The organism is Streptomyces sp. CT34 (genome assembly GCF_000805335.1).
In the GTDB taxonomy this organism is placed as follows: Bacteria; Actinomycetota; Actinomycetes; order Streptomycetales; family Streptomycetaceae; genus Streptomyces.
Genome location: NZ_KN708638.1, coordinates 3,972,259 through 3,986,702, shown reverse-complemented (window position 1 = coordinate 3,986,702; position 14,444 = coordinate 3,972,259). Strand labels below are relative to the sequence as shown.

Below are 14,444 nucleotides of genomic sequence, written 5' to 3'. Positions count from 1 at the left end.
GGGGGGCTCGCGCGTGAACGCTCTGTCGCGTGTACGGCGTGTACGGTCGCGTGAACGTTTGACCTGCGGTTTCGCGGTGCGCGTGAACGCTTTGGGCGGGCGTGGAGGGCATGGCGGCGAGAGGGGCGCGTGTACGGTCGCGTGAACGGTCCGGGCTCGGCCGGGCGGGGTCAGGAGACGACGCTCATGTGCCGCACGGTGGTGTAGTAGCGGGTCTGTTGGCCGCCTCCGCTGCCGCCCGCGATGCCTTCGGCCTTCGTGGCCTTTCCGGCCTTCACCAGGCGCTCCAGCTCGCGCCGGGCCTTCTCGACGGCGCCGCGGGAGGGCGTGGTCTCTCCGGTGAGGAGGGTGGCCAGGTCACGCGTGGTCAGCCCACCGGGGTGGGCGGCCAGAAGGGCGGACGGGTCGAGGGCCGGGTCCACGGTCGTGGTGCCGTGGGTGTGGTCGTGCAGGAGCTGCAGCGGGCCGATCTCGCCGGTGCACATCTTCAGGTGGTGCAGGGTGACGGCGGGATCTCCGGAGTCGCCGGAGAGGAACAGGACGCTTCCGGCGCCGGAGGTGAGCCAGGTTGAGCCGTAGACCCGGTCCAGGGTGGGGCGTTGGCCGCGCGGGACGTCGGCGGTCGCCTTGCGCTGGTGGTGTAGCTCCATGATCTCGATGCCGTTGCGGATGGCGCGCTGGCGGGCGTTGTTGAACGCCACGGCGAGGGCGTCGTCGACGAGGGTGCTGATGGCGTCCTTCAGGCTGTCGATCACGATGGTGTCGGCCTGGTGGGCGGCGGCGAGGTCCGCGAGGAGGTCGGGCTCCTTGTCGAGGGTCGCGGGCAGCGGGCCCTGCCAGACGGCCAGGCGTTCCCGCAGCAGCCGTTCGTCGGGCGCCTCGATGCCGCGGGCCATGGCCTTGGCGATCTGCTTCGGCCGGTCCATCGCCAGGTACAGCACCCGCTTGCTGGGGGCGACCGGCATGCCGAGGACGGTGTCCCGCAGGCCGATCCGGGCCAGGACGACCTGGTGGGCCAGCGTCGTCTTGCCCACGCCGGGCGCCCCGACGATCATCAGGCTCTCGCCCGAGCCCCAGGCGACCTTGTCGGGTGTGCCCCACAGCGGCTCCGTCTCGGCGCCGGTCGCGGTGACGAAGTGCCAGCCATCGGTGAGGAATTGGGAGAGGCGGCCGTGGCCGGAGGCAAGGGCCCGCTCGCGCTCGGCGCGCATCTCCGACTCGATCCCGCTGCGGATCACGTCGGGGTCGGCGCCCGGCTCCTGGGCGCGCTGGAGGGTGCGCAGGCCGGCGGCGCTCAGGCGGCGCAGGTCGGCCTTCCTGCGAACGATCTCCGCGTGGTAGGCGGCGCCGCTGATGCCGGGGGAAGCGCCGGCGAGGTGGTGTGTGTAAGCGGGGCCGCCGACGCGCTGGAGGGCGTCCAGTTCGCCGAGGCGGTCGTTGAGCGCGATCGGGTCGGTGGGCCTGCCCTCGCTGTGCAGGGAGAGCAGGGCACGCCAGATCGTCTCGTGGGCGGGACGGTGGAAGGCGTCATCGCCGAGGACGGGTCGTACTTCGTCGATGGCAGCGCTGTCGTGCATGCAGGCGCCGAGGACGGCGCACTCGGCGTCCACGTCGTGCGGGGGCTGCGACATGGACGCGGGCATGGGCGGGGTCGTACTGTGGGGCACGGAGCTCCTCGACTGCGGGCCATATGGGGCGGCAACCCCGGCTTCGCAGGAGATCGTTCAGGGATGGGCGGTCATGAGGTTCGCGCTTGAGCCCCTCGGTGTTCGCTTCACCGGGGGGCTTTTTGCTGCGCGGATCGTGGGGTGAGGCGGGCTCCTGCGGTCGTGGTCGGGCGGGTGGGACCACAACGATGCCACACGAATGCCGATTGCAGAAACCCTTTGCGAACCGCAGCATGGATGCTACTGTTGAGGCGTTCCTGCAAAATGCAGAAGAGTGATGCCTGAGGAAGGAGGGTGTGGCCCATGACCGACGCGGAAGCGGACGGTGCCGAAGAGGGGGTTCTGCTCAGAGGCGAGGAGAACGTCGCCGCCCGGCTGAGGGTCGAGCGGGAGGCCAGGGGCTGGAGCACCAACTCCCTCTCGGACCGCTTGAACGAGGCCGGGTACGAGATGAACCCGTCCGCGGTGTGGCGGATCGAGAACGGCAAGCGTCGGGTCAACCTCGACGAGGCGATCGGCTTCGCCGAGGTCTTCGGCGTCTCGCTGGACAACCTCGTCGGACCGCCGCGGCTCGCCGCCAAGGCCCGAGCCATGGAACTGATCGAGAACGTCGTCCGCGCGTTCCGTGAGACCCAGCGGGCCGGCGCCGCCTTCAGCCAAGCCCGAGACGCCTTCGACGCCTACCTCGCGGAACACCCCGACATCCGCGACGAAGCCGAGGTCATGATCGCCAGCGCCTTGGCCGACGAGGCCATCCCGAACTTCGCCCAGGCGTTCCACCTCACTCAGCCGCCCAACGAGGCATCCGGCGACGAGCCCGGAGCCAGCCAGGACGGCTGACCGGCTGGCCACCCTGGCCCGCCCCACAGACCACCCCGGCCCCTGGGACCCGCAAACCCCCAGGCCAGGGAACACAACACATTCCGCCCATCCCACGAACGACCCGGCGGAGTGCGGTGTTGCCGCGCCGCACCCGCCAGACGAGGACCCACCCTTGCGCCGCCCGGCGATACCCCACGCCTCCATCCAGACCCCGAAGTCCGCGAAGGAGGTGATCACCCACACCCCCGACCCGCTCCTCAGCCCTGCCGAGGCGGCCGAGCACCTGGGCACCGGCGTCCGCTTCATCCGGCGCCTCGTACAGGAGCGCCGTATCCGCTACGTCAAGGTCGGCCGCCACGTCCGCATTCGCACCAGCGTGCTGGACGCCTACATCGACGACCACACCGTCCCCACTCTCCGCGAAGCGCGCTCGGCCTACCGGAAGGTGGCCTGATGACGGCCCGCAAGCCGCAGCGGCGGCGCGAATTCGGGTCCGTGCGTCGTCTCCCCTCCGGCCGGTGGCAGGCCCGCTACTTGGCACCGGACGGCAGCCGACGGACCGCCCCGGAGACATTCGAGACCAAGACCGACGCGCAGACCTGGCTCACCCTCACCCAGGCCGACATCGAGCGCAAGCACTGGATCGACCCCGACGCCGGTGCGGTCAACTTCGAGGCGTACGCGCTGAAGTGGGTCGATGAGCGCGGGCTGTCCGCGACCACGGACGAGCTGTACCGCCGCCTCCTGCGGCTGCACGTCCTGCCTACCTTCGGCACGATGGACCTGGACGAGCTCACCCCGCCCGGTGTGCGCACCTGGCGGGCCGAGCGGCTCCAGGCCACCGGCGCGACGACCGTCGCCAAGTCCTATCGCCTGCTCAAGGCGATCATGGAGACGGCCACCGACGACGAGCTGATCCGCCGCAACCCCTGCCGGATCAAGGGCGCGGGCACGGAGAAGGCGAAGGAGCGGCCGACGGCGACCGTCGAGCAGGTCGACGCGCTCGCCGACGCGATCGGTCCGCGCTGGCGGCTGATGGTCTACTTCGGCGCCTACGGCCCGATGCGCCCGGAGGAGCAGGCGGCCCTGCGCAGGCCCAACGTCACCCTCGACCCCCTCGCGGTGAAGATCTGGGAAGCGGCACCCGAGCTGACGACCGGCCGCCGCGTCGAGGGCGACACCAAGTCGGACGCCGGCGAACGCACCATCTACCTGCCCGGCTTCCTGTACATGGAGGTCAAGCGCCACCTCGACTGGTTCGCCGAGAAGGGCCCCGACGGGCTGCTGTTCGTCGGCGAGAAGGGCGCCCCGTTCCGCCGGTCCACCTTCGGCCGCAAGTGGCGCAGGGCCCGAGCGCAGGTCGGTCTGCCGGGCGACTTCCGCTTCTACGACCTCCGCCACACCGGACACACCCTGTCCACCCAGGCTGGCGCCACCCTCAAGGACGCCATGGTCCGCGCCGGCCAGTCCTCGGAGAGGGCTGCACTGATCTATCAGCACTCCGACGACGCACGACAGCAGGAGGTCGCGGAGGGCATCGACGCGAGGGTCCGCGCCCTGCGCCAGCAAGCGGATACCCCGCATCGGGTCGCACGCGAAGCCTGACGATCGGGTGGGGGCAGCGACGCGTTGCCCTCACCTGATGCCGTTCCGAAGGGAGTGTCCGCCGCCCACCGAGGCGGCGGACACTCCCACTACGTTCCTAGATGAATGAGTCCGATGTTTGTGCTGGCCGCGACCATGGCGAAGGGCGCCCGTTGGCTCGTGTGTGACGACAAACCTAGACGCCCTTCTGGCGGCACTCTACGTGTTCATCGACGACCATGTGGCCCCTCGTCGCCGGATCGGGCGACCCCCGAAACTGACAGACGCCGAACTGCTGTGCCTGGCCGTCGCCCAGGTCCTGCTCGGCTTTCCCTCTACCCGTCACTGGATCCGCTTCGCGCACGCCCGCCTACGACACCTCTTCCGCTACCTGCCCCAGCAATCCGCCTACAACAAGCGCCTGAACGCCGCCGGCCCACTGATCTCGGCCGTGCTCCAGGCACTGGCCCAGCAGGTGCCCACCTGGCACGACAACCTGCGCCTGGTCGACTCCACCCCACTGCCGTGCGCCGCCTCCCGCCAGACAGTCAAACGCTCCGAACTGGCAGGGCACGCCGGATACGGATACTGCCCCAGCCATTCCCGCTTCTTCTGGGGCTTTCGGCTCTACCTGCTGACCACCGCGGAAGGCATGCCCATCTCCTGGTGCCTGGCCCATCCCAAGATCGGCGAACGGGAGGTGATGACCGCACTGCTGGAACGCGACCACCACCTCGTACGCTCCGGCCAAGTGATCCTCGCGGACAAGGGCTTCGCCGGAAGGGAGTTCGAGGCGTTCCTGACCGAGAGCCTGGGCGTCCATCTGGTGCGTCCGGACCGGAAGGACGAGCCCGTGCGACACGGCCGTCTCGCCCGTGTCCGCCAATGGATCGAGGCCGTGTTCGCCACACTCAAAGGCCAGTTCAGCCTGGAACAACACGGAGGCAGAACCCTGCCTGGAGTGTTCGCCCGCACCGGCCAACGACTCCTCGCACTCGCAGCAGGTGTCTGGCACAACTGGACCACCGGCGCCAAGATCAAACGATCCCTGACCGCCTTCGACCACTGAGAACATCGGACTCATTCATCTAGGGCGTGCGCGAGCGCCTCGTCGAGTAGTTCCCGCAGGGCCGAGGAGGTCGGTGCGACGGCGGTGGCCAGGAGCGCCGGGCCGCCGGCCAGGGGTGCGAGGACGGCACAGCCGTCGTTGGTCCCTTCGCGGAGCAGGACGGGGTCGCTTCTTATTTCCATCTCTGGTTCCACGATGAGGATTTGGCCGACTGCGCGGTGTCCGTTGAGGACTGCCGGGCCGTCCCACCCGGGTTCGGGGCCGCCGTAGGCGGTGTGTTGGTCTAGCAGCGTGCGTCCGGCGCGCTGGACTCGAATACGGCTGATGAGGTGGCCCGGTGGCTCGTTGGCCCGGCCCAGGAGTTGTTCCTCGCGGAGCAGGAGTCGTGCGGTGGCGGCGAGGTTGACGGTGTAGGTCTGGTGCAGGTTGCTGCCGGCGGCGCTGATCAGCGGCTTCGGCAGCCAGCGCAGGGTGGCGCCTTCGCCGGCGGTCAGCCGCACGTCGTAGGTGGCCGGGCCGGTGGTGGGGCCGCGGAGGGCGAGCGTGGCGGCGGCCGTGATGACCTCCAGTTGGGCCCGGTCTTCGGCGGTGATATCGAGGGCGAGCCGGTCGCCGCCGAGTGGGGCGCTCATCGCGCCGATGATGCCCACCGTGGCGAGCCGGCCGCCGGTGTGCATGCGGCGGAGGTGGAATGGGCCGTCGCTGCGCAGTTCCGGAAGGGTTGTGACGCGTCCGTTGGACGTGGCGCGGATGCGGGCGGTGGCGCGTACGCCGTGTGGATGCCCGGCGGGCTCGTCGACGTCGTCAGCATGCAACGCGTGCTCAGAAGCCACCAGCGGGGCTCCAGTACTCATGCGGCGGCCTCCGCGCGCCACCGGGCGAGGTGGCCGGTGACCCAGTCGGCGATCTCGCGGATGCCGTCGTCGGTGGTGAGGCTGGTGAAGATGACGGGCAGGTCGCCGCGTTGTCGTTTGGCGTCGGTGGCCATGGTGGCGAGGTCGGCGCCGACGTGTGGGGCGAGGTCGGTCTTGTTGACGATGAGGAGGTCGGCGGTGGTGATGCCGGGGCCGCCTTTGCGGGGGATGTCGTCGCCGCTGGAGACGTCGATGACGAAGATCTGCACGTCGGCGAGGCCCTTGGAGAAGGTGGCGGTGAGGTTGTCGCCGCCGGACTCGATGAGCACGAGGTCGAGGGGGTCAAGGGTCTCGTCGAAGTGCTCGACGGCTTCGAGGTTGGCGGAGATGTCGTCCCGGATCGCGGTGTGGGGGCAGGCTCCGGTCTCCACCGCGGTGATCCGCTCGGGCGGCAGTACGGCCTCGCGCAGCAGGAATTCGGCGTCCTCGCGGGTGTAGATGTCGTTGGTGACGACGGCGAGCGAGAGGTCGTCGCGCAGCGTGCGGCAGAGCGCGGCGACGCTGGCGGTCTTGCCGGAGCCGACGGGGCCGCCCAGCCCGACGCGGAAGGCGCGGCGGCTGCCGTCCGCGCGAAGCGGCTCGGCGCTGTAGGTGTGGCGGTGGGGCATGGTCACGGGGTGATCGAGGTGCATGGAGTCTCCGGCACGTGAGGGTGGGGTCAGGAGGCGAAGAGCCGCATGGTCCAGGCGGCGTGCTGTTCTGCGGTGATGTCCAAGAGGGGAGCGGATGCCGACGGCAGGGCGCCGAGGCCCTCGACCGCGACGCGGGCCGCTGCGTCGGCAGCGGTCACGGCGACGGCGTCGACCTCTGCGCTCAGATCGGCCAGCAGCCGCGTGGCGTCGAGCGGGTCGAGGCTGAGCAGGCGTACCGCTGCGGTGGCCGGGCCGCCGACGGCCTCGTACGCGGCGGCATGGGCGGCGCCCACCGGGGTCAGCCCGGCGGCCCGGGCGGCGAGGCCCAGGACGATGGGCTGATGGGCTCCCTTGGGGCGCTCGGTGGCCAGGCGGTCGAGTTCGGGGGACGGGAAGGCGGCGCGGGCCGCGCGCATCATCTGTCGGCCCAACCTGCGGGCCACGGCCCGCAGCGCGGGGACGGGGGTGCGCGCGTCGGCGGCCTCGTCCAGCAGCAGTGGGTCGTACCCGGCGGCGGCCGCGGCAGCTAGGCCGGCCGCGGTCAGACCGGTGGTGTGCAGGCGCCCGCGGCAGAACGCTTCGAGGCTGTCGAGGTCGTGTACGGAGGCGTGGGCGATCGCGGCCTCGACGCCGCCGGAGTGGGCGTGCCCGCCGGCGGGGAAGCGGCCGTCGGCCAGCAGGAGCAGTGCGGTACGGCTCATGGGCGCGCGACCTCCTTTCACGGGATCGGGGAGGAGGGCCGTGGTGATGGCGGGCGCGATTGCCCGACCACACCGCGGCCGCGGTGACGGCGTTGCCGGCCGCGGCCGGGGCACGGGTCAGAAGGTTCAGAAGAGGAAGTACCGCTGCGCCATGGGCACTTCGTTCACGTAGGAGAGCGGCACGGGCTTCCCGTCGATTTCCGTGCGGGCGTCCCTCGTGGTCGCGCCGCCGATGGTGACCTCGAAGCTGTTGTGGTCGACCGCAAGGTCAAGGTTGTGCTTGTCGCCCTCCTCGCACGCCCTTTCCTCGCACTTGTAGACGTCGTTCAGCTTCATGTCGGTCTTGGTGACCGCCCGGATGCTGTCTTTGATCGGCACGAACTTCTTGACGAGGCCGAGGCCGGGGCCGTCGTCCGTATGGGGTTGGTTGAGGTCGTTGGCTACGGACTTTGTTCCGTCGTCGGTCGTGTGGTCGGGTGCCACGAAGTTGTACGAGTTGGTCCTCGTGGCTTGGCCGGTGGCGCCCCAGACCGCGCGGGGCAGGTACGGCTGCGGCGTCGTGATCGACGCGTTGGCGTCACCGACCTGCGCGTACGCGATCTGCCCGCCCTTGAGGACCATGTGCGTCTTGACGCCGAAGAACTTCGGCTCCCACAGCACCAGGTCCGCGAGCTTCCTGTTCTCCACGGAACCGACGCGATGGTCGATGCCGTGGGTGATCGCCGGGTTGATGGTGTATTTGGCGACGTAGCGGCGTGCCCGGAAGTTGTCGTTCGGGAGTCGGTGCGCGTTGGGCAGGTGGGTGCCTTGCTCCCTGTCCTCCTTGATGGAGCGGACCTTTGCGTAATCGAGGTCCTCCGGCAGATGGCCGTAACGGGACTTCATCACGTGGGCGGTCTGCCACGTGCGAATGACCATTTCGCCGATCCGTCCCATCGCCTGGGCGTCGGAGGACATCATCGAGATGGCGCCCATGTCGTGGAGCAGGTCCTCCGCGGCCATGGTGGACGGCCGGATGCGGGAGTCGGCGAAGGCGATGTCCGTATCGATCTCCGGGTTGAGGTGGTGGGCCACCATCAACATGTCGATGTGCTCCTTGACGGTGTTCACCGTCAAGGGGCGGGTCGGGTTGGTCGAAGCGGGGAGGACGTTCTTGTTCTTGACCAGCTCGATCATGTCCGGGGCATGGCCGCCGCCGGCACCCTCGACGTGGAAGACGTGAATCGAGCGCGGCTCCCGCCTCGTGCCGTCACCGTCTGTGACTTCGTGTTCGAAGGCGTAGCTGGTGCTGTCCAGGAAGCCGGATTCGTTCAACGAGTCGGCATGCAGGGCAAGTTGGATCTTACGGTCCATGCACACGTCCAGCGCCGCGTCGATGACGGCGGGCGTGGCGCCCCAGTCCTCGTGGATCTTGAAGCCGATGACGCCGGCGTCGACCTGTTCGTTGAGGGCTTCCGTGCACACCGTGCTGCCCTTGCCGAGCAGGCCGATGTTGACCGGGTACTGGTCCAGACTCTCGAAGATCCGGTGGATGTGCCACTTGCCTGGTGTCACGGAGGTGGCTGTACTGCCGTCGGCGGGGCCGGTGCCGCCGCCGATGAGCGTGGTCACTCCGGAGGCGAGGGCCTCGTGGATCTCCTCGGGACAGATGAAGTGGACGTGGGTGTCCACGCCACCCGCGGTGAGGATGCGCCCGTTGCCGGAGATGACCTCGGCGTTCGGGCCCACCACGAAGTTCGTCGGCTGCACCGCATACGGGAGCACTTCGCCCTGGGGGGAACGCTGGGACGTGCCTGGGGACAGTTGCCCTGCCGCCTCGATCGCTCCGATGACCTCTTCCTTGATCGATTCCTCCGCGTTCGCGATCGCGTCTAGCGCCGCGTTCGCGATCGCGTCCAATGTGTCCTCTGTGCGCGTGACTGCATCCGTGACCGCGTTCGTGATCGCGTCCCCTAGGTCCTCCAGGCCATTGATCACGTTCATGAACAGGCTCTTCGGGCTGGTGGATGGGGTCTGGAGCTGGAACCGGGCCATGCGCTGGGTCACGTTCTGGGTCACGCGGGGCGGCATCTCGAAGTGCGTGATCGGGGCCATCGTCTCGGGGTTGTATGCCTTGCCGATGGCGTAGATGTCCCCGTCGCGGATGCCGACGTCGGCCTTGACCACGCCCCACCAGTCGAGGATCAGCGCACCCGTGATGACCGTGTCCGCGGGCTTGGGCTCCACCGGGGCAGTGCTACTGCCCGGAGGCACGGGTGGGTTGTCCCGGGAGACGTGCGCCATGCCCATCGACTCGCGGATCACCTTTCCGCCGCCGAAGAGCATCTCGTTGCCGCTGTACTTCGGACCGCCGCTCCAGTCCGCCTCGATCTCGATGGTCAAAGCGGTGTCGGCCAGGCGAACCCGGTCCCGGGTGGTGGGTCCGTACAGAGCCGTGTAGCCGGCCCGTGTCAGCTTGTTGCCCTGCTGCATGTTCCTGATGCTCACGGCTTCACCCCCCGGGTGCGCAGCCCCTTGACGATCGGCGACTCCGCTTCGAGCTTCACCAACTCGACGCAGCACACGTCGCCCGGCTCGAAGCGCACGGACGTACCCGCGGCGATGTTGAGCCGCCGCAACTCTGCTTCTGGGCAGGTCTTGAGCTCCTCGTAGTCTGCCCCCGCTGGCGCGAGGTCCCTTGGAGGGTCCTCGATCTTGGTGACCTTCAGGCCGGGGTTGACGTGGGTGAAGCAATAGTGGGAACCGACCTGGATGGGGCGGTCCGACATGTTCTCCACCTTGATCGTCGTCTTGTCCGTCTGCAACGCCTGGTTGAACTCGATCGGGTCGTGCCACTCCGCCTCGTCGTCGCACTTGTCGCAGCACGAGGACGAGCCGTGGTCCTTGTCGCCCTCGCACTTCACCGGACATTCCGGCTTGCGCGGCGGCCGGGGGTGCTCGACCTTGCCCGGATAGATCTCGGGCTCCTCGGCCTCGGGGAACGGGCCGTCGATGGTGACCAGCTTGGTGCCGTCCGGGAAGGTGGCCTCCACCTGCACGTGCTTGATCATCTCCGGGACGCCTTCCATCACCTCGTCACGGCTGATCAGACGCCGGCCCGAGTCCATGATGTCGCTGACCGACTTGCCGGCGCGCGCCTGTTCGAAGACATGCACCGTCAGCAGGGCCATTACCTCGGGGTAGTTGAGGAGCAGTCCGGATTCGCGACGCTGTCGCGCCACGTCGGCGGCTACATGGATCAGCAACCGCTCCTGCTCATGGGGGGTTAGATGCACGATGTGCCGTTCCTCTCGATCGGACAGTGCGTGCTGCCAGGCATGCCGAAGACCGCGGAAGACGTCCCGCGGTGGGTGGTGCCAGGCGCCCGTGGAGCATCGGCAGGAGAAGTCGTCGATATGCCCGGAACGCAGATCCTTTACCCGGACATGACGTCGACGCACTGAGGCTGTACCGCCGGGCAGTGGGGGCCGGAGCGGAAGCGTGGGGTGTCTCTGCGCCGAGTGCGAATGCGAATGCATGTGCGAGTGCGTCGCGGCAAGGCGAGGTATGCGGGCGATCCGACCGGGGCACCCGGCTACTGGGACCGCGGAGCAGCGCTCCCTGGCCGGTGCGCGCCACGAGCCGCGCGTCGCGGGGGCTGTCCTGCCGGGTCCAGCGCAGTTCTCCGCTTCGTGTCTGCAAATGCGCACACCCTTCGCGGTCGTGTGACGCGGAACACGAAAAGAGCGTCTCGCGAATCGGGACAAGGCGGCGTGAGCGGGGCTGTGTTCGCGTGCCGACGGCTCATCGAGCGGGGTATTCAGGCGAGTTAGGGCACGCGGAGGGCACGCCACCCCACGAGAGGTCTAGGCAACGAACAAGCCCCAGGTCGCTGACCTGGGGCTTAAAGCTGGAGCGGGTGACGGGAATCGAACCCGCGCTCTGAGCTTGGGAAGCTCATGTTCTACCATTAAACTACACCCGCGTAACACTGCCTCGGATCTGAGGCGGAGCGTCATCGCACACTCTACCCCATCACCGCCCCGCGGTGCTTTCGGCTGTTCGGAGTGTGGTGCCGAGGGTGGGCGGGGTGCCGCCCGCGGGGTGGGATGCGGGTGCGGGGAGCGGGAGTTGAGGCGTACGGTGGGGCCTCGGAGTGCCGCCTGCGGGTGCGCCCAGTTCATCCCCTAATGTGGCTTTTGTTGTCCACGCAGTTGGGAGAGGGACTTGATGGAGCGCACCGTCGTACGTTGTGCCGAGGGGCACGTCTTCAGCACCGCTTCGTTCCCGATGCAGACCACCGACCGGCTCGGGCCGGGACGGCTGCTGCGCTGCCCGCGCTGTGCTCGGCTGCGGCACTCGGTGCCCGTGGAGCACGCCAAGCGGTAGGGCGGCGCGCGGCTCCGGCCGGCCGTTCGTGAAGTTCGCTGAGGATGTCGAGGTGAGGTAGCCGTGGCCCGGTCCCCTGGGGGGGCCGGGCCCTCGTCGTGCGGTGGGGGGTGTGCGGGCGCGTATCCTCGTCTGCGTGCTTCTCTCAGACAAGGACATCCGGGCCGAGATCGACGCAGGTCGGGTGCGCATCGACCCCTACGACGAGGCGATGGTGCAGCCGTCCAGCATCGACGTGCGGCTCGATCGCTACTTCCGGGTGTTCGAGAATCACCGCTACCCGCACATCGACCCGGCCGTCGAGCAGCCCGATCTGACCCGCGAGGTCGTGCCGGAGGGGGACGAGGCGTTCATCCTGCACCCCGGGGAATTCGTGCTGGCCTCGACGTACGAGGTCATTTCGCTGCCCGACGATCTCGCGTCGCGGCTGGAGGGGAAGTCCAGCCTGGGGCGTCTGGGGCTGCTGACGCATTCCACCGCGGGGTTCATCGACCCGGGATTCAGCGGGCATGTGACGCTGGAGCTGAGCAATGTCGCGACGCTGCCGATCAAGTTGTGGCCGGGAATGAAGATCGGGCAGCTGTGCATGTTCCGGCTGACGTCGCCGGCGGAGCACTCCTACGGCAGCGAGCGCTACGGCTCGCGTTATCAGGGGCAGCGCGGTCCGACGCCGTCCCGGTCGTTCAAGAATTTCCACCGTACGCAGGTGTGAGGCGGGGCGCCGCGCCGGGCGTGCGCTTCGGAGACGAAGAGAAGGTCTGAGAGAGATTTCGTGGGTGACGTGCGGGAGAACCTGACGTACGAGCGGTTCGGCGGGGCGATCCGTGAGCTGGCGCAGACGATCGCGGATGACGGGTACGAGCCCGACATCGTGCTGTCGATCGCGCGCGGCGGGGTGTTCGTGGCCGGCGGGCTGGCGTACGCGCTGGACTGCAAGAACATTCACCTGGTGAACGTCGAGTTCTACACCGGCGTCGGGACCACCCTGGAAATGCCGGTCATGCTGGCGCCGGTGCCCAATGCGATCGACTTCTCCGACAAGAAGGTGCTGATCGCGGATGACGTCGCCGACACCGGTAAGACGCTGAAGCTGGTGCACGACTTCTGCCAGGGGACCGTGGCGGAGGTGCGCAGCGCGGTGATCTACGAGAAGTCGCAGTCGCTGGTGAAGTGCGAATACGTGTGGAAGCGCACGGACGACTGGATTAATTTTCCGTGGAGCGTTCAGCCGCCGGTGATCCGGCGGGAGGGGCAGATTCTCGACGCGTGACGACGGGGTCGGACCCGTGGCGGTCTCGTACGTGTGGCCGCTGTCGTGTCCGCCGTGCTTCCGTAACCCGTGGTGCTCCTGCGTGCCTTGGCGATGCGTGGGAGGGCGCGCGTTTCGGCCAGTTCTGTTCCGGGTGTTCCAACGGTCGCTGCCGCCGCGTAGAAACCGGCGGTAACAGCAGACCGGAGGGGAGGCCCGATGGCGCACGGCAGACGCGGACACAGGTGGTGGAGCGGACGGGGCAGCGGGCGCGGGCGGCGGCTGCGTGCCGTCGTGGCGGCCTCGGCGGTGGCGCTGACCGCAGCGTTCACGGTGACGGCGGGCGGTGCGGGCGCCGTCGGCACGGCGATGGCGCCCGCCGTGAGGGCGCATTACGCGCGGCCGTTATCCATGCAGCCGCTCTCGCCGGAACTGGAGAAGATCCGGGCGCGACAGGCGGCGAAACTGTACGGCGATTCCGCCGTGCGGCCGGTGGCGGAGCGGAAGACCTCGCTGATCTCGCTGGGGGACAGCGAGATTTCCGGGGAGGGCGTCGGGACGTATGAACCGGGCACCGACGGGCCCACCAACTGGTGCCACCGGTCGCCGGATTCGGCGATTCACCGGACCGGGATCGCGGCGGATGTGACCTATAACGTCGCGTGCTCGGGTGCGTACAGCGGCAATATCCGGATCGGCGGCAGCAAGCAGTATGCGGATGAGCTGGTGCAGAGCGACAGCCTGGCGATCGCGGCGCGCAATACCCGGCTGAAGATGGTTTTGCTGGTGGCCGGGGCCAATGACGATCTCCAGTTCGGGCCGGTGATGACGGACTGCGTCGAGCACTGGTTCCTGCTCAAGGGCGCCTGCGAGCCGAAATACCGACCGGGCTGGCAGGCGCGGGTCGACGGGCTGGTGCCGAAAATCGAGGCGACGGTGCGCGATCTGCGGACCGTGATGCGGGGCGCGGGGTACGCCGACGGCGACTACCGGCTCGTGGTGATGTCGTATCCGAGCCCGATCGGGCCGGATGTGGAGGACAACCCGCATTACCCGGGCAAACTGCCGGGCGGGTGCACCGGATACACCTCGGACGCGGCATGGGGCCGGAATTCCGCGGTGCCGGCTTTCGAACGCGGAATGCGGAAGATCGCGCAGGACACCGGGGTCACCTATCTCGACGCCTCGCGGCTGTTCCACGGCCATGAGGTGTGCATGGCCGATACGTGGGCCCGCGGGCTGTATGTGAACATCTCCAACCCCTTCCCGCCGGACGCGAATTCGGTGCGCCAGTCGTTCCACCCGAACGCGCGCGGGCACGGCGCGTTCGCGTCCTGCCTGACGCAGCTGTACACGGCGCCGCAGCTGCGCGAGGCGGCCTGCGCGGACCCGGCGAACACCGGGCGGCCGAAGCTCTACCCGGGCGCCTGGGACGACG

General features: G+C 68.9%; 12 protein-coding genes, 1 tRNA gene and 3 pseudogenes. 8 read left to right on the top strand and 8 right to left on the bottom strand.

What is annotated here, in order from left to right:
• Positions 1–170 precede the first annotated feature (170 nt).
• Entirely contained in the window at positions 171–1,643 is a 1,473-nt protein-coding gene (locus tag RZ84_RS17390) for a DnaB-like helicase N-terminal domain-containing protein (protein ID WP_052229981.1), read from the bottom strand.
• A gap of 327 nt (positions 1,644–1,970) precedes the next feature.
• Between RZ84_RS17390 and RZ84_RS17385 the strand changes: the two genes are divergently transcribed.
• From RZ84_RS17385 to RZ84_RS17370, 4 genes are all read left to right on the top strand, one after another.
• Positions 1,971–2,507, top strand: coding sequence for a helix-turn-helix domain-containing protein (locus RZ84_RS17385; RefSeq protein WP_078893868.1), 537 nt, complete (start codon positions 1,971–1,973; stop codon positions 2,505–2,507).
• A 154-nt stretch (positions 2,508–2,661) separates the two neighbouring features.
• The gene (locus RZ84_RS17380) at positions 2,662–2,943 is read left to right on the top strand and encodes an excisionase family DNA-binding protein (protein WP_078893866.1); all 282 of its coding nucleotides are present in this window, start codon (positions 2,662–2,664) and stop codon (positions 2,941–2,943) included.
• Positions 2,943–4,094, top strand: a complete 1,152-nt coding sequence (locus tag RZ84_RS17375) for a tyrosine-type recombinase/integrase (protein WP_043265078.1) — start codon at positions 2,943–2,945, stop codon at positions 4,092–4,094. The genes RZ84_RS17380 and RZ84_RS17375 overlap by 1 nt, the downstream gene beginning before the upstream one ends.
• Before the next feature lie 163 nt (positions 4,095–4,257).
• Positions 4,258–5,142, top strand: a complete 885-nt coding sequence (locus RZ84_RS17370; protein WP_043265077.1) for an IS982 family transposase — start codon at positions 4,258–4,260, stop codon at positions 5,140–5,142.
• A gap of 11 nt (positions 5,143–5,153) precedes the next feature.
• On the opposite strand, the gene RZ84_RS17365 is transcribed toward RZ84_RS17370, so the two are convergent.
• The 7 genes and pseudogenes from RZ84_RS17365 to RZ84_RS17340 form a co-directional block, all read right to left on the bottom strand.
• A complete protein-coding gene (locus RZ84_RS17365) occupies positions 5,154–5,996 on the bottom strand; it encodes an urease accessory protein UreD (protein ID WP_078893864.1) in 843 nt (280 codons plus the stop codon).
• Positions 5,993–6,688, bottom strand: coding sequence for an urease accessory protein UreG (gene ureG, locus RZ84_RS17360; RefSeq protein ID WP_043265076.1), 696 nt, complete (start codon positions 6,686–6,688; stop codon positions 5,993–5,995). The genes RZ84_RS17365 and ureG overlap by 4 nt, the downstream gene beginning before the upstream one ends.
• Before the next feature lie 26 nt (positions 6,689–6,714).
• Complete coding sequence (locus RZ84_RS17355) at positions 6,715–7,389, bottom strand: urease accessory protein UreF (protein ID WP_043265075.1); 675 nt, start codon at positions 7,387–7,389, stop codon at positions 6,715–6,717.
• Positions 7,390–7,515: 126 nt separating this feature from the next.
• Positions 7,516–9,861: an urease subunit alpha gene (locus RZ84_RS17350; RefSeq protein WP_078893862.1), complete on the bottom strand. Its 2,346-nt coding sequence runs from the start codon at positions 9,859–9,861 to the stop codon at positions 7,516–7,518.
• Between the two features lie 11 nt (positions 9,862–9,872).
• Positions 9,873–10,202: pseudogene (locus tag RZ84_RS41250) on the bottom strand (urease subunit beta); the annotation flags it as partial.
• Positions 10,203–10,379: 177 nt separating this feature from the next.
• Positions 10,380–10,664: pseudogene (locus RZ84_RS41245) on the bottom strand (urease subunit gamma); the annotation flags it as partial.
• 615 nt (positions 10,665–11,279) lie between these two features.
• Positions 11,280–11,353 (bottom strand) — tRNA-Gly (locus RZ84_RS17340).
• 245 nt (positions 11,354–11,598) lie between these two features.
• Between RZ84_RS17340 and RZ84_RS39775 the strand changes: the two genes are divergently transcribed.
• From RZ84_RS39775 to RZ84_RS17325, 4 genes and pseudogenes are all read left to right on the top strand, one after another.
• A complete protein-coding gene (locus RZ84_RS39775) occupies positions 11,599–11,757 on the top strand; it encodes a hypothetical protein (protein ID WP_016573140.1) in 159 nt (52 codons plus the stop codon).
• A 136-nt stretch (positions 11,758–11,893) separates the two neighbouring features.
• Positions 11,894–12,469: a dCTP deaminase gene (dcd, locus tag RZ84_RS17335; protein ID WP_043270117.1), complete on the top strand. Its 576-nt coding sequence runs from the start codon at positions 11,894–11,896 to the stop codon at positions 12,467–12,469.
• Between the two features lie 60 nt (positions 12,470–12,529).
• Positions 12,530–13,027, top strand: a complete 498-nt coding sequence (locus RZ84_RS17330; protein ID WP_043265074.1) for a phosphoribosyltransferase — start codon at positions 12,530–12,532, stop codon at positions 13,025–13,027.
• 198 nt (positions 13,028–13,225) lie between these two features.
• Positions 13,226–14,444: pseudogene (locus RZ84_RS17325) on the top strand (SGNH/GDSL hydrolase family protein); the annotation flags it as partial.

What these genes read in the sequence shown, in the direction of transcription:
- RZ84_RS17390 (WP_052229981.1), bottom strand. Translation starts at nt 1,643, where the DNA reads ATGCCCGCGTCCATGTCGCAGCCCCCGCACGACGTGGACGCCGAGTGC.
- RZ84_RS17385 (WP_078893868.1), top strand. Translation starts at nt 1,971, where the DNA reads ATGACCGACGCGGAAGCGGACGGTGCCGAAGAGGGGGTTCTGCTCAGA.
- RZ84_RS17375 (WP_043265078.1), top strand. Translation starts at nt 2,943, where the DNA reads ATGACGGCCCGCAAGCCGCAGCGGCGGCGCGAATTCGGGTCCGTGCGT.
- RZ84_RS17365 (WP_078893864.1), bottom strand. Translation starts at nt 5,996, where the DNA reads ATGAGTACTGGAGCCCCGCTGGTGGCTTCTGAGCACGCGTTGCATGCT.
- ureG (WP_043265076.1), bottom strand. Translation starts at nt 6,688, where the DNA reads ATGCACCTCGATCACCCCGTGACCATGCCCCACCGCCACACCTACAGC.
- RZ84_RS17355 (WP_043265075.1), bottom strand. Translation starts at nt 7,389, where the DNA reads ATGAGCCGTACCGCACTGCTCCTGCTGGCCGACGGCCGCTTCCCCGCC.
- RZ84_RS17350 (WP_078893862.1), bottom strand. Translation starts at nt 9,861, where the DNA reads ATGCAGCAGGGCAACAAGCTGACACGGGCCGGCTACACGGCTCTGTAC.
- RZ84_RS39775 (WP_016573140.1), top strand. Translation starts at nt 11,599, where the DNA reads ATGGAGCGCACCGTCGTACGTTGTGCCGAGGGGCACGTCTTCAGCACC.